Below are 16950 nucleotides of genomic sequence, written 5' to 3' on the forward strand. Positions count from 1 at the left end.
CTCCCCGACCCTCCCCCGCTGCGGGCGCTGTGCGCCCTGCAGGGGAGGGGGATATTCGGCGTAGCAATTCAAATTCATGTGGATAACCGGGATTTTGAACAGGTCCTAAAAAATCGGCCCGCAGGCCGATTTTTTTATTTCCACACCTTTTCTATCAACCGCAGCAGGTTGTCGCGCATGATTGCCTGGATGTCTGCGTCGCGGTAGCCACGGCGGGCGAGACCGTCGCGGATGTCGTCCAGTCCGGCGGGGCTGACGTATTTGCCGCTGAGTCCTTTTTGCGGGTCGTAGCCTGCCTCCGGCGGCCACCAGTATTGGCGGTTCACCTCGGCGGGGATGTCCGGCACGCCGTCGTCGTAGCAGTAGTCCAGGCCGATGGCGGTGTGCTCAATGCCGACCATTTGCACGATGTAGTCGATGTGCGGCACGAGCGAGGCAGGTTTGAGGTCGGGGTCGCCGATGAAGCTGCCGACGCCGTTGAGCGCAATCAGGCCGCCGGTCGCGGCACAGGCGCGGATGGCGCGGTCGGTGATGTTGCGCCCGTGTGCGACCAGCGCACGCGGGTTGGCGTGGCTGAACAGCACCGGGCGGTCGCCGCTGTAGGCGCAGATGTCGAGCGCGGTTTGTTCGTTGCTGTGGCTCAGATCCATGAGGATGCCCGTGGCGTGGATGGCGTCCACCATGCGTTCGCCGAGCGGGGTCAGGCCGCCATCGTCGTGCGCGCCAGCGGCGACGCTGTTGCGGCGGTTGTAGGCGAGGTGGATTTGGCGCACGCCAAGGCGGTGGTAGAGCGCGACCATGTCCGGGGTTTCGAGCAGCGGCAGTGCGCCTTCGAGGTCAAAGCTGACGGCAAGGCGGTTTTCACCGGCGATGCGCGGGATGTCGGCGGCGGTTTCAGCCAGCGCCAGCCAGTCGCTTGCCGCGATTTGGCGGCGGTAACCGGCAATGGTGGTCATGATTTGCGCGAGCGGGTTCATGTCCATGCCGACGTTGATGGAGAGGTAGCGCACGCCCGCGTCGTAGTGCAGGCGGAGCTGGTTGATGTCGGTGTCGCCGTGCAGCGGCAGGCAGCTGTGCGCGTCGGCATACCAGAAGTTTTGCATGGGAGTTTTCCGGTGGGGCAGAAACAAAGCGCGAGCGGTGTTACCGCTCGCGGGTGTGTGGCGCGGCTCAGGCGTAAGCCGCCGGGATTTGCAGGTGGTAGTCGCTCTCCTGCTGGTACTGGTGCGCGAGGTTGAGCAGGCGCGGTTCGCTGAAGTGCGGGCCGATCAGCTGGCAGCCGGCGGGCAGGCCGTCGATGAAGCCCGCCGGGTGGCTGAGGCCGGGCAGGCCTGCAAGATTCACCGAGACGGTGTAGAGGTCGCCCAAAAACATCGCTACCGGGTCGTCGATTTGGCTGCCGATTTTGAAGGCGGGGGTCGGTGTGGTCGGGCAGAGGATGACGTCCACCGCGTTAAAGGCGGCCTTGTAACCGTTCAGGATGGCGTGGCGAGCGCGGCGCGCCTGTTCGTAGTAGGCGTCGTAGTAGCCGGCGGAGAGGGCGTAGGTGCCGATGAGGATGCGCCGTTTGACTTCGTCGCCGAAGGCTTCGCTGCGGCTCTTGCGGTACATTTCTTGCAGGTTTTTTGCCTGCGCGCTGCGGTGGCCGTAGCGCACGCCATCGTAGCGCGAGAGGTTCGAGGAGGCTTCCGCCGAGGCGATGATGTAGTAGGTGGCGATTGCCGCTTCGCTGTAGGCGAGATCGATGTCCACCAGTGTCGCGCCCAGTTTTTCGTAAAGGGCGGCGGCGGCGTGGATGGTGTCGGCCATCGCCGGGTTGAGGTCGCGGAAGTAGTTGCGCGGCAGGCCGATGCGGATGCCGTTGAGCGGCTGGTTCAGTTCGCCATCGAAGGTGGTGCGGGTTTGCGCGCTGCTGGTGGAGTCGCGCGGGTCGTGTCCGGCCATGCCGTTCAGGATTAGTGCAAGGTCTTCGGCGCGCGCGGCAAAGGCGCCCGCCTGGTCGAGGCTGGAGGCGTAGGCAATCATGCCCCAGCGCGAGAGGGTGCCGTAGGTGGGTTTGATGCCGGTGATGCCGCACCAGGCGGCGGGCTGGCGGATGGAGCCGCCGGTGTCGGAGCCGGTGGTGTAGGGGACGAGGCGGGCAGCGACGACGGCAGCGGAGGCACCGGAAGATCCGCCGGGGACGTGTTCGGCGTGCCACGGGTTTTTCACCGCGCCAAAGGCGCTGCGTTCGTTCGAGGAGCCCATCGCAAATTCGTCCATCGACACTTTGCCGGTCATCACCGCACCGGCGGCGGCGAGGTTTTCGACGATGCCCGCGTCGTAGGAGGGGATGAAGTGTTCGAGCATTTTGGAGCCGGCGGTGGTGCGGATGCCGTGGGTGCAGAAGATGTCTTTGTGCGCCATCGGGATGCCGTCCAGCGGCGAGAGCGCTGCGTCTTTGCTGCGGCGGGCGTCGCTGGCGTCGGCGGCGGCGCGGGCGTGGTCGAAGGTTTCGGTAATGTAGGCGTTGAGTGCCGGGTTGTGCTGCGTGATGCGGGCGAGGGTGTGTTCGCAGAGTTCGCGGGCGGAGATTTCCCGCGCGGCGAGGCGGGCGGCGAGGGTTTTGAGGCTGTCGTGGTGCATGGTCATTCGATGACTTTGGGGACGGTGATGAAGCGGTCTTCGGCGCGCGGCGCGTTTTCTTCGATGCTTGGCATCATGTCGCGCGCGACGGCAATGTCCGGGCGCAGGCGCTGGGTGTCGCCCAACGGGTGCGACAGCGGCGGGGTGGCACTGATTTCCGGGGTATTGATGGCGCTGAAGAGGTCAAAGATTTGGCCGAGTTCGGCGGCGAGGCGGGTGAGTTCTTCGCCTTCGATTTCGAGTTGGGCGAGGTGCGCGGTTTTGGCGACGGTGGCGGGGTCCAGTTGGCTCATGGCGGTTAAAAATTCCTTCAAAAAAACGCGCGGAAAGGTATCATATCGCGCTTTGAATTGCACCGTTTCCGGTGGAAATGTTTTTGCAAACAGAGGCTTTTATATGGGTTTTAATTTGTTCCGCGGGATGTTTTCCAGCGATTTGTCGATTGACTTGGGTACTGCCAACACGCTGATTTATGTGCGTGGCGAGGGGCTGGTTCTGGACGAGCCTTCGGTGGTTGCCATCGCGGAGGATCCGCAGGACGGGCGGAAGAAGATTGTCGCTTATGGTTCGCAGGCGAAACAGATGCTGGGGCGCACGCCGGGCAATTTGACGACGGTACGGCCGTTGCAGGATGGCGTCATCGCCGATTTCAAGATTACCTCGATGATGCTCAAGCATTTTATTCACCGCGCCCACCGCAGAAAGGGCGGTTTTCGTCCGGCGCCGCGCATTTTGGTGTGTGTGCCGTCCGGTGCGACCCAAGTCGAGAAGCGCGCGATTCGTGATGCCGCCGAAGGCGCGGGCGGGCGCGAGGTGTTTTTGATTCAGGAGCCGATGGCGGCTGCGATTGGTGCCGGGATTCCGGTCGATGAGGCTTACGGCTCCATGGTGGTCGATATTGGCGGCGGCACTTCGGAAGTCGCGGTGATTTCGCTGAACGGTATTGTCTATTCCACTTCTGTCCGTATTGGCGGCGACCGCTTCGATAGCGCCATTATTGATTATGTGCGCCGCAATTTCGGCATTGTTATTGGGGTGCCGACCGCCGAGCGCATCAAGAAGGAAATCGGCTGCGCTTATCCGTCGTCGGAAATCCGCGAGCTGGAGGTGCGCGGCACCAACCAGCAGGAAGGCGCGCCGCGCAGTTTCAGCATTAACTCGAACGAGGTGCTGGAAGCGTTGCAGGAGCCGCTTGGCGGTATTGTCCGCGCCATCAAGCAGGCGCTGGAATTGACCCCGCCGGAGCTGGCGGCGGATGTCGCCGACCGTGGCATTGTGCTGACCGGTGGCGGCGCGCTGTTGCGCGATTTGGATCGTCTGCTCATGGAGGAAACGCGGCTCAAGGTGATTATCGCCGAAGACCCGCTGACTTGCGTCGCGCGTGGCGGCGGCAAGGTGCTGGAATTGCTCGATCAACGTGGTGTGGCATCGTTCTTGATGTCCTGACCGGCAACGCATGATTTTTTATTCTGTGCCGGAATCGCAGGCGCCGCCGCAGTTGCGCCTGCGTCCCGTGCTGCTGGTGTTGGTGTGCGCCATGGTGTTGTTGCTGGTGGCGCAGCGCACCCGTTGGCTGGCGTTGCCTTATGGCTGGTTGCACGATGGCGTCTATGCGCCGGTGCGTACCGCGCTGCATACGCCGCTTCAATGGTCGCAACACGGCTGGCAGGTGTTTTCTGAACGGCAGGACGAGCACGCGCTGCTCTTGCAACAGCAGCAGGAGAATCAGGAGTTGCGCGCGCAGGTGCAGTTGCTCGGTCATTTTCAGGCGGAGAACCGCCGTCTGCGGATGTTGATGGATTCGCTTTTGAACGTAACCGACCCCGTGCTGATTGCCGAGTTGAGTGATACCGCGATTGACGGCTACCGCGAGTCGGTGACGATTAACAAGGGCGAACGCGACGGGGTGTACGTCAATCAGGCGGTAATTGACCCCTACGGTTTGGTCGGGCAGGTGGTGGAGGTGTTTGCGCACGAGTCGCGCGTCATGCTGATTACCGATACCCGTAGCCGCGTCCCGGTGTATGTCGCGCGCACGCAGCAGCGCACGCTGGTGTTCGGCAGCAATGGCTACGGCACCCTGGAAATGCCCGCGCTGCGCGCCGACAGTGATATTCAGGTCGGCGACCGCCTTGTCAGCTCCGGTCTCGGCGGCATTTTCCCGCGCGGTTATCCGGTGGCGGAAGTGACCGCGATTGAGCGCGATACCCGCGCGGCATCAATGACGGTGCGCTTGCGTCCGCTCGCCCATTTGCAGTCCATGCTGGAAGTGTTGCTGCTTGACCAGCGCCATATTGCCTATACGCCGCAGGCGGTGGTGCCGGTCGGCCCGCCGGTGCCGCCCAAACCGGAGCCTGAGGCAGCCGCAGAGCCGGCGGATGATGCGGCGAAAGCGGCAGTAGCGGCGGAGAATCCTCATGCGGATGCGTAATACGTCGCCGCTCGGCGGGCTGTTTTTGTTGTTGTGGGCGCTGATGGTCGGCGCGGATTTTTATGCGCCGTGGTTCGTCCTGCCCGATGTGGTGATGGTGGCGGCGCTTTATTTGTTTCTCTTTGTGCCGCAGTTGCCGCTGTGGCGCTGGTTGTTGCCGGTCAGTCTGTTGATGGATGTCGCTTCCGCCAGCCCGTTTGGTTTTCATGCGCTGTTTTATGCGCTCGGCGCGCTGATGGTTTCGCCCTTCCCCGGCATCTGGCGCATGGCTGCGCCGGTCGTCAGCGTGATGGTGTTGTGCCTGCTCGCGTTCGCCTTGCAGGTGCTGCGCTGTCTGCTCTTTTATTTGTGGCAGGGCGTACCCGCGCCGCCCGGCTGGCTCTGGGGCGGGTTGTTGTCGCTGTTGCTGTTGCCGCTGGTGCGCTGGTTTGCCGACCGTAGCGCGCAACGCATTCTCGGAGAATTGCGATGAAACGCTGGCGCGCCGACCCGTTGAGCGAAGGCGAGCAGGGCGACATCGAGGCGAAGCTGCAACAGTCCTTTTCCCGCCGCATTTTTCTTTCCGCCGCGCTGGTCTTTGCCGGATTTTTTGGCCTGTTTGTGCGCATGGGCTATTTGCAGGTGCTGCGCTATGACTATTACCGCACCCGCTCGCAGAGTAACCGGATGCGCCTCAAGGCGATTGTGCCGGAGCGCGGCACGATTTATGACCGCAAGGGCAGGGCGCTGACGGAGAACATTCTGCGCTACCGCGTCATCATCAGCCCGTCGCAGACGGTGAATGTGCGCGAGACGGTCGATGCGGTCGATGAAATCCTGCCGCTCCTGCCAGAGGAACGCGAGCGCTTTTTCCGCCTGTACAAGCAGACGCGCCGCTATGAATCGGCGGTGCTGAAGGCGTCCATCAGCGAGCAGGATTATTACCGCCTCGCGGTGCAGTTGTACCGCCTGCCAGGGGTGTCGGTCGAGGAATATTACGAGCGCTATTACCCTTACGGCGAGCTGGCGGCGCACGTCATCGGCTATACCAACCGCATCAGCGAAGAGGATTTGGAAACGCTCAACCCGGATGATTATCGCGGCCTGCAATACATTGGCCGCTCCGGCATCGAGCAGCAATATGAGGAACGGCTGCGCGGCAAGCCCGGCTATCAGCAGGTGGAGACGGATGCCAACGGCAATATCGTCCGCCTGATGCACGAGCAACCGGCGGTGCGCGGGCAGGACATCTATTTAAGTCTCGACATCGAATTGCAGGCGTTCATTTACCGCGCGCTGGGCGACTATCGCGGCTCCTCGGTGCTGATTGACCCGCAGACGGGCGAGGTGCTGGCGATGGTGAGCAAGCCCGGTTTCGATGCCAACCTCTTTGCGCGCGGCATCAGCCAGCGCCAGTACAAGCGGCTGCTCGAAGACCCGCACGGGCCGATGTACGACCGCGCGCTGAAAGGCCGCTACTCGCCCGGCTCGGTCATCAAGCCGTTTATGAGCCTCGCCGGCTACCACTACCGCGTCTTCACCCCCTACACCCGCGTCAATTGCCCCGGCTATTTCCGCGTCCCTGGCGCGGCGCGGCGCTTCCACTGCTGGAACCGCCACGGCCACGGCTCGGTCAATGCCGACCGCGCCATGGCGCAATCCTGCGACGTCTATTACTACCACCTCGGCTACCAGCTCGGCATTGAGCGCATCGCCGAGTTCGCCAGCCATTTCCGCCTCGGCATCCCGACCGGGATTGATATGCCGGACGAAGGCAGCGGCGTGGTGCCGACGCGCGAGTGGAAAATGAAGCGCTTCAAAACGCAGTGGTACATCGGCGACACCATCAACTGCAGCATCGGTCAGGGCTTCTTCACCACCACCCCGCTGCAACTCGCCTACATGACCGCGCTCATCGCCCGCGACGGCAGCGAGTTCACGCCGCGCCTGCTGCGCAAAATCTACGACCCGGAAAGTGCCAGCCACATCGCCCCGCCGGTGCCATTGGATACCGGCAAAGTCGCCGTGTACGAACCCGGCATCTGGAACACGGTGCGGCAGGACATGGTGAACGTCATCCACAGCGCCTACGGCACCGCGCGCAACATCTCGCGCGGCCTCACCTACCGCATGGCGGGCAAATCCGGCACGGTGCAAGTCGTCTCCTTCAAGACCGAGCGCCGCGTGCACGCACACGAACTGGGCGCGGAAGAACAGGACAACGCGATGTTCATCGCCTTCGCCCCCGCCGACAAGCCCAAACTCGCCATCAGCATGGTGGTTGAACGCGGCGGCGGCGGCAGCTCCACCGCAGCACCCTTGGTGCGGCAAATCTCCGACTACTATTTGCAGGGAATGAACCATGTTGCTGATGCATGACGTGCGCAAAAAAACCGTCTGGCAAAGGGTGGGCGAATGGCTGCGCCGCATCGACATCCCGATGCTGCTCGGTCTCTTGACGCTGATGGGCGGCAGCCTGCTCATCCTGCGCAGCGCGGGCAGCGCCGAAGAAGGCATCCTGATGCGGCAAACGCTGCGCTTCGCTGCCGCCATCGGCGTATTGCTCGCCATCGTCGCCGTGCCACCGCGCTACATCCGCCGCCTCACCGCCCCCGCCTACTGGCTCACCATCGTCCTCCTCATCCTCGTGCTGCTGCTCGGCAGCAAGGCGGGCGGCGCGCAGCGCTGGCTCAACATCGGCATCGCCCGCATCCAGCCATCCGAACTGGCAAAACTCACCATTCCGCTGATGGTCGCCTGGCTCGTTACCGTGCGCGTTGCCGTGCCGGGCATCGGCAGCGTCCTCCTCGCCCTCGCCATCATCGCCGTCCCCGCCATCCTCATCCTGATGGAACCCGACCTCGGCACCGCCCTCTTGGTCAGCGCTTCCGGCTTCATCACCCTCTTCCTCGCAGGAATGCCGCGCTGGATTATGCTCCTGGGCGGTGCGCTCGCCGCCGTCGCCCTGCCGCTGTTCTGGATGTTCGGCATCAAGGACTACCAGCGCGACCGCGTGCTGACGCTGTTCAACCCCGAAGCCGACCCCTTCGGTAACGGCTACCACATCATCCAGTCCAAAATCGCCATCGGCTCCGGCGGCCTCTTCGGCAAAGGCTATATGCAGGGCACCCAGTCGCAACTCGAATTCCTGCCCGAATCCAGCACCGACTTCATCTTCGCCGTCATCGCTGAAGAAACCGGTCTCATCGGCGTTGGCATCCTCCTCGTCTGCTACGGCCTCATCATCGCGCGCGGCCTCTACCTCTCGCTCCACCTCTCCGACCGCTTCGCCCGCATCATGGTCGCCAGCATCCTGCTCACCCTCTTTATCAACATCTTCGTCAACATCGGCATGGTCAGCGGCATCCTGCCGGTAGTCGGCCTGCCGCTGGCGATGATCAGCTACGGCGGCAGCTCCATCCTGTCGCTGATGGCGGGCTTTGCGCTCGCGATGAACCTCGCGGGCGGCTTCCGCGAAAACAAAAACGAGGAACACCTATGACCCTACGCTGGCCCGCCTGCCTCGCCCTTGCCATTAGCCTGAACGCCACCGCCGAAACCTACGGCGACAACCCCGCCGCCGTCAAAATGATGCAAGAGCTCGCCACGCGCGACGGCTACGACGGCGACTACCTGCAATCCCTGCTGCTCGCTGTCTCGCGCGACGACGGCGTCCTCGAAAAAATCAGCCGCCCGGCGGAAAAAACCAAACCCTGGTACGAATACCGCAAAATCTTTGAAGACCAGGCGCGCACCGACGGCGGCGTCGCCTTCTGGCAAGAGCACGAAGCAGCGCTCGCACGGGCAGAAGCACAGTACGGCGTTGACCCGGCGATAATCGTCGCCATCCTCGGCGTCGAAACCCGTTACGGCAAAATGACCGGAACGACACCCGTGTGGCAGTCGCTCCTTACCTTATGTATAGATTACCCGCCACGCGCACCCTTTTTCTGCGAACAAACCGACTACTTCCTCCGTCTCGCCAAACGCGAAAACAAAAACCCGCTCGCCATCAAAGGCTCCTACGCGGGGGCGATGGGCATGGCACAATTCATGCCGGGCAGCTACTACAACGACGCCGTCGATTACGACGGCGACGGCCACATAGACCTCTGGCACAGCGCCGACGACGCCATCGGCAGCATCGCCAACTACCTGCAAATCCGTGGCTGGCAAAAAGGCGGCCATTACAAATACCGCCTGCCGCTCGAACCCAACATCCCCGACTTCGGCAAAAACTACAAACCCGGCTACAAAATCGGCGCCTTACTACAAGACGAGCGCCTGAAAAATGACGTAGAATTAACAAAAGAAATCGGTGATAATGCCGACGAAGCGGTCGGAAGCCTTGTTGTTGACGAGACAGAACAACAAAAATCCTGGTGGATAACCTATAACAATTTCTACGTGATCACCCGCTATAATGCGTCCCCGCTTTATGCCATGGCGGTTGGCGATCTGGCCGACCGAATCAGACACAAACGAGAGAGCAAACACAACTAATGAACGTAAAACAACTTCTGGCACTGAGTATCGCCGTCACCGGAATTGCCCACGCCGAAACCGTGGTGGACAAAACCGGCAGCGCGCCGACCACAGAACAGCAGGTGAATATCGTTAAAGTGATCGATTTTACCCATCCACAAAAAACCGAGGCATTGCAAGAAGCCAAAAACAAGGCACTGCTCGCCGAAGACGACAAAAAAGCCTTCCGCGACATCGCCTACGACCGGCCCAACCTGCGCAAACTGGTTGATTACAATGCCAAGGGCGACGCCCTCAACAAAGAAGGCGACGTTTACACTAAAAGCAGCGGACGCAAAAGCTACAGCTACACCGTCCTCGGCAAACGTTACCAGACCCTGGCGGACAGCAAGGGCTTTGAACAACAAGGCCCGGCCTCCTGGTACGGCAACCCCTTCCACGGCCGCAAAACCGCGAACGGCGAAACCTACGACATGAACGAAATGACGGCAGCGCACAAAGAACTGCCGCTCGGCACACAAGTAGAAGTGACCAACCTCTCCAATGGCCGCAAAGTCGTCGTCCGCATCAACGATCGGGGACCCTTCCACGGCAACCGCGTCCTTGACCTGTCGCGTGCCGCCGCCCAGGAACTGGGCACACTAAACGCCGGAGTCGCGCAAGTACAAATCCGCGCCCTGCACTAGGAAAACACCAGGAACCGTGATGACTCACACACACATCCCCCGCCTGATCATCCTCCTCATCGCCGCTGTTTACAGCGGCGTTGTCTTTGCCCAGACCGCGCCCGAACTGCCCGTCAAAAGCTACATCCTGATGGACGCGGCGACCGGACAGACCCTTGCCGACAAAAACGCCAACGAAAAACTGCCGCCTGCCAGCATCACCAAACTGATGACCTCCTACCTCGTCGTCGAAGCGCTGGATTCCGGCAAACTGACCATGGACACCCCGATTACCGTCAGCCAGAACGCCTACAAACAAGAAGGCTCGCGGATGTTCATCGAAGTGAACAAACAAGTGCGCGTCGAAGACCTGTTGCAGGGGCTCATCGTCCAGTCGGGCAACGACGCGGCGATGGCGCTGGCCGAATACCTCGGCGGCTCGGCAGAAGGCTTCACCGCGATGATGAACCGCAAGGCGGTCGAACTGGGCATGAAAGACACCCACTACACCAACCCGACCGGCCTGCCCGACCCGCAGAACTACACCACCGCGCACGACATCGCCACCCTCTCGCGCCACATCATCAACGACCATCCGCAGTACTACCACTACTACGGCCAAAAAAGCTACACCTACAACAAAATCAAACAGGACAACCGCAACCGCCTGCTGTGGCGCAACGCCAGCATAGACGGTCTGAAAACCGGACACACCAAAGAAGCGGGCTACTGCCTCGCCAGCTCCGAAAAACGCGGCGACATCCGCTTCATCGCCGTCGTCCTCGGCGCTGACAAAGAAAGCGACCGCTACGACGCCTCGCAGGCACTGTTCAACTACGGCTTCGCCCAATTTGAAGAAGCCGTCGTCCTGCAAGCCGGACAAAAACTCTCCGCCGTGCCGGTGTACAAAGGCAAAACCAACGAAGTCAACGTGCGCCCGCAGCGCGAAGTCAAACTGCTGCTGCCACTCGGCGAACGCAGCAAAGCCGTCGCCGCGCTCGACATCCAAAACCCGCTCATTGCCCCCATCAGCGAAGGACAAGAAATCGGCACCATCCGCGTGCGTATCGGCGACAAAATCTACGCCACCCTGCCCGCCGTCGCCGCCGAACCCGTCGAAGAAGCCGGCTTCTTCAAACGGATGTGGCACAGCATCAAACTGCTCTTCTGATGCGCGTCCAAACCCTCGGCCTGCGTCCTTACCAGGAAACCTGGGACGCGATGCGCGACTACACCGCCAGCCGCGATGCGGCGAGCGAAGACCAAATCTGGCTGGTACAACACCCGCCCGTGTACACCCAGGGACAGGCGGGCAAACCCGAACATCTGCTCGCACCGGGCGACATCCCCGTCATCCAGATAGACCGTGGCGGGCAAATCACCTACCACGGCCCCGGCCAGACCATCATGTACCTGCTGCTGGACATCCGCCGCGCCAATATTGGCATCCGCGAACTGGTGAGCCTCATCGAAAAAACCGTCATCGGCTACCTGCAAGAGCAGGGCATCAGCGCCCAATCGCGCGCCGACGCACCGGGCGTTTACGTTGACGGCAAAAAAATCGCCTCGCTCGGTCTGCGCGTGCGCCACGGCTGCACCTACCACGGCGTTGCGCTCAACGTGGACATGAACCTCGAACCCTTCACGCGCATCAACCCCTGCGGCCTCGTCGGTATGCAGATGACCCAACTGCGCGACCTTGGCGTGCCGCATGAAACAGATGCGGCAGGCAACGCGCTCGCTGCCCGCTTCCAGCGGGAATGGCTTGCAAAAACAGCGTCCAGCCTGTAACATCGCGCAGTTTTTTCATACCCGTAACAGAATCTTAGGAGCCCTCTCATGAAAAAAGACATCCACCCGAACTACCGCCCGGTCGTCTTCCAGGACAACGGTGCTGATTTCGCCATCCTCACCAAATCTACCGTCGAAACCAAAGAAACTATCACTTGGAAAGACGGCAAAGAATACCCGCTGGTGCGCGTTGATATCAGCAGCCAATCCCACCCGTTCTACACCGGCAAACAAAACATCGTCGATACTGCCGGCCGCGTTGACCGCTTCAAACGCAAATACGGCAAAAAAAGCTGATTGCGCTTGGATGCAAAAAAGCCCGCACACGCGGGCTTTTTCTTTGAGTTTCTGCAGCAGTCGAATGTGCGCAAAATCCGGTGATGTTCCAAAATGGGGGCGACTCTGTCAGCGGCCAAAGGTGCCGGTGAGGCTGGCGCTGCCGAGGCTGTGCGCCCAGACGTTGAAGCCGACACGGGCGGTGGTCACGTCTGCGGGCAGCTCAAGGTGGTCGCAGTCAAGGGCGTGGATGGTGAAGATGTAGCGGTGTGCGCCGTGGCCGGGCGGCGGGCAGGCGCCGCCATAGTTGTAGTCGCCGTAGTCGTTACGGGCGTGGCGCGCGCCAGCAGGCAGTTGCGCGGCGGCATTGGCGGGGAGGCTGTGCAGCGCGGCGGGCAGGTTGATGATGTACCAGTGCCAGAAGCCGGAGCCGGTCGGGGCGTCCGGGTCGTAGCAGGAAAGGGCGAAACTTTTGGTTCCGGCGGGCGGGTTCGTCCAGTGCAGTTCGGGCGACTGGTTCGCGCCGCCCGCGTCGGTGTGGACTTGTGCCAGCGGCAGGGTGTCGCCGTCGCGGAAGGCGGGAGAGGTGAGGGTGAAGGTTGTCATGGTTTTCTCCGGTTGGATATGGAAAACGCCAGACGGTGCTGGCGTTGTGGGCAGGATGGCGGCGAGGTTATTTGCGTTCTTCGCCTTCGCGGGTGATGACGACCCAGCCTTTGAGTTGTTCGATGCGTTGTTGGCTCGGCAGGTAGGTGCCGACGTGTTCAATGTTGGAGGCGCTGTAGGCGGTGGCGGTGCGTGCCATTTCGGCCATGTCGCGTCCCAGCAGCAGGCCGCGGATGGTACCGGCGACCATGGCGTCGCCTGCGCCGACGGTGCTGGCAACGCGCACGCGCGGCGGTTTGGCGTGTACGGCTTCGTTTTTGGTGATAAACCATGCGCCCTGGCCGCCCATGGAGACGACGACGATTTTCATGCCGCGTTCAATAAAGCCGCGCGCTTCGCGGATGATGTCGGTGTCGGTCGGCAGTTCGCGCCCGCACATTTCTTGCAGTTCGTGGATGTTCGGTTTGATCATGTCGGGCAGTACGTCCGCGCTCATGGTTTCGGTCAGCGCCTTGCCGCTGCTATCGACGACGATGTATTCAAATTTGCCGCTGTATTTGGCGACGATGCGGGCATAGAGGTCTTTGTCGATGCCCGCAGGCAGGCTGCCGCCCATCATCAGTACGCGCGCGACGCCGACGTGCTGGTCGATGTAGTCCCACAGTTGTTGTTGGTATTCTTCGGGAACGAAGAGACCGGCGGGGTTGATGTCGGTGGTTTCGCCGTTGCTGCCATCGACGATTTTGACGCAGGTGCGGGTTTCGCCGGGGACGCGGATGCAGTGGTCGATGACGCCGTGCTGTTTGAAGGTGCGGACGAAGCGTTCTTCGTTTTCTGCGCCCATGAAGCCGGTGGCGCTGGTGCTGATGCCGGCGTCGGCGAGGTTGATGGCCACGGTCAGGCCTTTGCCGCCGACGGTAATGTCCACGGCCTGGGCGCGGTTGACGGCGTCGCGTTGCCAGCCATCGACGTGGATGGTCATGTCGATCGCGGGGTTGGCGGTGATGGTGATGACTTCCATTGGGTCTCCTGTATTGGGTTTGGGGTTTGAAACGGTTTTAGTAAAAAGTTGCGCGCATTATACGGTTTGGCCACGCAGGCGGGGTTATTTTTCCGGGCGGCTGTAGAAGCGGCGCAGTTCTTCGGCGAATGCCGGGGCGCGCCAGGTGTTGCTGGCGGTGATGTGGCCGGCGTGCGGGATGATCCAGAGGCCTGCGTCGGGGATGGTGCGGTACATTTCCAGCGCGTCTGCCAGCGGGGCGACGGGGTCGCGGTCGCCGGTGATGATGAGTACTGGACAACGGATGCGCGCGAGGTCTTCGAGGCGGTGTTTGTGTTCGCTACTGTCTGCGTGCAGGGCGTCGCCGACGCGGGCGATGACGTGTTTCCACGCATCCGCGCCGCCTTGCGGGCTGTGCAGTTTGGAGAGCCAGGCGGCGAGGCCGAAGTTTTCCCAGTAGGCGGGGTCGCCCATTGCATAGACTTGTTTGTGGATGTCGATGTTGCTGCGGTAGCTGATGCGGTAGAGGACGAGGCGTTTGACGCGCTCGGGGTGTTTCAGGGTGAGCCAGAGGGCGACCGCGCCGCCCATGCTGGAGCCGCAGAGGTTGGCGCTTTGTACGCCTTCGGCGTCCATCATTTCAAGGATACTGTCCGCCATGTGGCTGATGGTGAGGCGTTCGCTGGTGAGCGGGCTTTTGCCGTGGCCGGGCAGGTCGGGGATGAGCAGGCGGTAGCGTTTTTCGAGCGGAGCGATTTGTGGTTGCCATTCTTCGCCCGCCATGCCGCCGCTGTGGAGGAGGATGACGGGCTGGCTGTCGGCGTGGCCGTAGGTTTGGTAGTGGATCATAGGTCGAGTTTTTTCAGCAGGTAGTTGGTGAGGTAGGCCAGCGGTTTGTCGCGGCCGTGGGTGGCGTAGTAGAGCTCGTTTTCGTCGCGCGCGGCGCGGCGGATGCGGCTGCCGATGGCGGGGTCGTGGTAGATGATGAGCACCTGGTCGCCTTCTTGCAGCGAGGTGGCGGCGCTGGGCAGGATGATTTGTTGCTGGTTGCGCAGGATGAGCAGCGGGATGGCGTCGTTGGCGGTTTCGGGTTTGTCCGGCAGCATCCACAGGCTTTGCAGGCGCAGCAGGCGGCCGCTTTGCAGTTCGTTGATGATGGCGGGGGCGCGCTGTTTGTCCACTTTGAGGATGTGGTGGCGCGGGTTGTAGTCGCCGCTCAGGGTTTCGATGCGTTGCAGCAGTTTTTGTCCCCACGCCTCGTTTTGGTGCCAGAGGACTTTCATGAAGCGGCTCAACAGGTTCTGCGCGATGCGCGGATAGACTTCGCTGACGATGAGGTCGGCTTCGGCCATGACGCGGTCAAACCCGGCGACGGCGAAGAGGCGCTGGTCGGAGCTGTGGTTTTGTTTGCCGACGACGAAGAGCGAGGGGTGCATGGTTTTGGCAGTGACGGCGATGGAGAGGTTGTCCGGGTCGGATTTGTAGGCGGCAACGATGGCCTGGGCGCGGTCGATGCGCGCTTCACGCAGGGTGACGGCTTCGGTGCCGATGCCGCGCACTTGTCCGGGCGCGGTGGGCAGGTCGGGGTCGATGATGGTGCAGTCCACGCCTTCGTAGTCGAGGAAGCGTTTCAGGGTTTTGCCGAGGGCGTCGTTGCCGCAGATAATCCAGTGTCCCATCGGCGGTTGCGGCGGCGGCTGGTAGGGTTCGCCCGGTGCGCCTTGCAGGCGGGCGATGAGTTCGGCGATGGCGGGGCGGCGCAGCGCGGTGGTCAGGCGCAGGGCAAAGATTTGGTTGGTGTTGATGGTGGCGTCGGTGTTGAAGGATTTGGCGTTGGCGCTGCCGGCGCGGGTGTAGGTGCGGCAGATGATCTGGAAGCGGGTCTGGTCGGAGGTCAGGAGGCGGGCGGCGAGCGAGACTTTGATGTTCACCGCTTCGGAGTCGGTGATGGCGATGACGGCGCGGCAATGCGGCGATTGCACGCCCGCTTTCAACAGCAGCTCCACGCTGTAGGCGTCGCCGGTGATGGCAAGCACGCCGTGCAGGCTGGGGTCGAGCGCCATTTTGTTGATGCGCACCGGGTCGTTGTCGATGACGACGCACTGGTAGCCGGAATTGAGCAGCAGGCGGACAAGGCGTTGCCCGGATTCGCCGAAGCCGCAGATGATGCAGAAGCGGCGCCGCTGTTTGGCGACTTGCCGGGCGAAGCGGCTTTCGCTCAAGGCGTGCTGGAAGGTGGGGTCTTGCAAGAGGGCGATGACTTTCCCGATGGCGTAAAACCAGGCGGGGACGGTGTAGTAGATGCTGACGACGACCCACATCCGCTGCCATTCGGAAAATTCGTACGGCAGTTCTCCGTAGCCGATGGTGGTGGCGGTGTAGCTGACCCAGTAGAAGGCCTGAAAGAGGGTGAGGTAGGTGAGTTCGCCGTCGGAAGCGATCGCCGGGATGAGGGTGATGCCGAGGATGGCGAGCGAATACGTCCCCAGCAGGATGAGTGCCGGGCGGCGCATTTGCCGCAGGATGAGGTAAACGACTTCGTTCATCAGCGGCGCAGCGTTGCGGCTTCGATGACGACGAGTGTGACCGAGACGAGGTTGGCGACGAGCGCGCCTGCGGTGAAGGAGACGATGGTCGCCATCGTGCTGGCTTCGAGCAGGGAGACGCTGAAGGTCCAGGCGAAGACGGCGCCGAGCAGTTGCACGTCGGCAACGAGGCTGGTCGCCAGCATCAGCGAGCCGAGGTGCGAGCGGTCGCCGAATTTGAGGATGGTGCAGACGATGCTGACGATGAAGGTGAAGAAGAGTTCGAGTTTGTCGTGGTGTTCGGGGTTGCTGATGTCGCCATAGACAAAGCCGAAATTGAGGGTTAGGGCGAGGAGGACGAAAAAGCCGAACCAGACACGTTCGCTGCGCATGGATGCTCCGTAAGGTTAAAAATCGGTGGCTATTTTAACGCGAGCCGTCTGGCGGTTTTCAAATTATCCCCGGTCTGGCGGGCGGGGATTTACATACAGGGTAGCGGGGAAGGTGTATGTTATAGGTTTGCTGAACAGGCAACGGTGGTAGCATGAAAGCCTCTACCCCCTCCCC

Annotated in this window: 18 protein-coding genes; 10 read left to right on the forward strand and 8 right to left on the reverse strand. The window is 61.9% G+C overall.

Going from position 1 to position 16950, the window contains the following annotated elements:
• Positions 1 to 134 precede the first annotated feature (134 nt).
• From Q0349_RS06595 to gatC, 3 genes are all read right to left on the reverse strand, one after another.
• Positions 135 to 1103 (reverse strand): membrane dipeptidase, encoded by a 969-nt coding sequence (locus Q0349_RS06595; protein WP_298080084.1) that lies wholly within the window; start codon positions 1101 to 1103, stop codon positions 135 to 137.
• A 67-nt stretch (positions 1104 to 1170) separates the two neighbouring features.
• The gene (gene gatA, locus Q0349_RS06600) at positions 1171 to 2625 is read right to left on the reverse strand and encodes an Asp-tRNA(Asn)/Glu-tRNA(Gln) amidotransferase subunit GatA (RefSeq protein ID WP_298080085.1); all 1455 of its coding nucleotides are present in this window, start codon (positions 2623 to 2625) and stop codon (positions 1171 to 1173) included.
• 2 nt (positions 2626 to 2627) lie between these two features.
• Entirely contained in the window at positions 2628 to 2918 is a 291-nt protein-coding gene (gatC, locus tag Q0349_RS06605) for an Asp-tRNA(Asn)/Glu-tRNA(Gln) amidotransferase subunit GatC (RefSeq protein ID WP_298080086.1), read from the reverse strand.
• A 103-nt stretch (positions 2919 to 3021) separates the two neighbouring features.
• Between gatC and Q0349_RS06610 the strand changes: the two genes are divergently transcribed.
• Genes Q0349_RS06610 through Q0349_RS06655 form a run of 10 tightly spaced genes read left to right on the forward strand, consistent with a single transcriptional unit; the run spans position 3022 to position 12273 of the window.
• Positions 3022 to 4071 (forward strand): rod shape-determining protein, encoded by a 1050-nt coding sequence (locus Q0349_RS06610; protein ID WP_298080101.1) that lies wholly within the window; start codon positions 3022 to 3024, stop codon positions 4069 to 4071.
• Between the two features lie 10 nt (positions 4072 to 4081).
• Positions 4082 to 5056 carry a rod shape-determining protein MreC gene (mreC, locus tag Q0349_RS06615; protein WP_298080087.1) on the forward strand — a complete coding sequence of 325 codons (975 nt, stop codon included), beginning with the start codon at positions 4082 to 4084 and terminating at the stop codon, positions 5054 to 5056.
• A complete protein-coding gene (locus Q0349_RS06620; RefSeq protein WP_298080088.1) occupies positions 5043 to 5528 on the forward strand; it encodes a rod shape-determining protein MreD in 486 nt (161 codons plus the stop codon). The genes mreC and Q0349_RS06620 overlap by 14 nt, the downstream gene beginning before the upstream one ends.
• Complete coding sequence (gene mrdA / locus Q0349_RS06625; protein ID WP_298080089.1) at positions 5525 to 7414, forward strand: penicillin-binding protein 2; 1890 nt, start codon at positions 5525 to 5527, stop codon at positions 7412 to 7414. The genes Q0349_RS06620 and mrdA overlap by 4 nt, the downstream gene beginning before the upstream one ends.
• Positions 7407 to 8537, forward strand: a complete 1131-nt coding sequence (gene rodA / locus Q0349_RS06630; RefSeq protein ID WP_366916287.1) for a rod shape-determining protein RodA — start codon at positions 7407 to 7409, stop codon at positions 8535 to 8537. The genes mrdA and rodA overlap by 8 nt, the downstream gene beginning before the upstream one ends.
• Entirely contained in the window at positions 8534 to 9538 is a 1005-nt protein-coding gene (gene mltB / locus Q0349_RS06635; protein ID WP_298080091.1) for a lytic murein transglycosylase B, read from the forward strand. Before rodA ends, mltB begins: the two co-directional genes overlap by 4 nt.
• Entirely contained in the window at positions 9538 to 10206 is a 669-nt protein-coding gene (locus tag Q0349_RS06640) for a septal ring lytic transglycosylase RlpA family protein (protein WP_298080092.1), read from the forward strand. The genes mltB and Q0349_RS06640 overlap by 1 nt, the downstream gene beginning before the upstream one ends.
• A 19-nt stretch (positions 10207 to 10225) precedes the next feature.
• Positions 10226 to 11356 carry a D-alanyl-D-alanine carboxypeptidase family protein gene (locus Q0349_RS06645; RefSeq protein WP_298080093.1) on the forward strand — a complete coding sequence of 377 codons (1131 nt, stop codon included), beginning with the start codon at positions 10226 to 10228 and terminating at the stop codon, positions 11354 to 11356.
• On the forward strand, positions 11356 to 11976 hold the full coding sequence (lipB, locus tag Q0349_RS06650; protein ID WP_298080094.1) for a lipoyl(octanoyl) transferase LipB: 621 nt from the start codon (positions 11356 to 11358) through the stop codon (positions 11974 to 11976). The genes Q0349_RS06645 and lipB overlap by 1 nt, the downstream gene beginning before the upstream one ends.
• 48 nt (positions 11977 to 12024) lie before the next feature.
• Positions 12025 to 12273 (forward strand): type B 50S ribosomal protein L31, encoded by a 249-nt coding sequence (locus Q0349_RS06655; protein WP_298080095.1) that lies wholly within the window; start codon positions 12025 to 12027, stop codon positions 12271 to 12273.
• A 108-nt stretch (positions 12274 to 12381) separates the two neighbouring features.
• Here Q0349_RS06655 and Q0349_RS06660 read toward each other — a convergent pair whose 3' ends face one another.
• The 5 genes from Q0349_RS06660 to Q0349_RS06680 form a co-directional block, all read right to left on the reverse strand.
• A complete protein-coding gene (locus tag Q0349_RS06660; protein WP_298080096.1) occupies positions 12382 to 12858 on the reverse strand; it encodes a YbhB/YbcL family Raf kinase inhibitor-like protein in 477 nt (158 codons plus the stop codon).
• Positions 12859 to 12925: 67 nt separating this feature from the next.
• On the reverse strand, positions 12926 to 13879 hold the full coding sequence (gene pfkB, locus Q0349_RS06665) for a 1-phosphofructokinase (RefSeq protein ID WP_298080097.1): 954 nt from the start codon (positions 13877 to 13879) through the stop codon (positions 12926 to 12928).
• Between the two features lie 84 nt (positions 13880 to 13963).
• Positions 13964 to 14707 carry an alpha/beta hydrolase gene (locus Q0349_RS06670; protein ID WP_298080098.1) on the reverse strand — a complete coding sequence of 248 codons (744 nt, stop codon included), beginning with the start codon at positions 14705 to 14707 and terminating at the stop codon, positions 13964 to 13966.
• A complete protein-coding gene (locus tag Q0349_RS06675; RefSeq protein WP_298080099.1) occupies positions 14704 to 16404 on the reverse strand; it encodes an NAD-binding protein in 1701 nt (566 codons plus the stop codon). The genes Q0349_RS06670 and Q0349_RS06675 overlap by 4 nt, the downstream gene beginning before the upstream one ends.
• Positions 16404 to 16775 (reverse strand): DUF6394 family protein, encoded by a 372-nt coding sequence (locus Q0349_RS06680; protein WP_298080100.1) that lies wholly within the window; start codon positions 16773 to 16775, stop codon positions 16404 to 16406. The genes Q0349_RS06675 and Q0349_RS06680 overlap by 1 nt, the downstream gene beginning before the upstream one ends.
• Between the last annotated feature and the right edge of the window lie 175 nt (positions 16776 to 16950).

Source organism: uncultured Cardiobacterium sp., from assembly GCF_938028185.1.
Classification (GTDB): Bacteria; Pseudomonadota; Gammaproteobacteria; order Cardiobacteriales; family Cardiobacteriaceae; genus Cardiobacterium.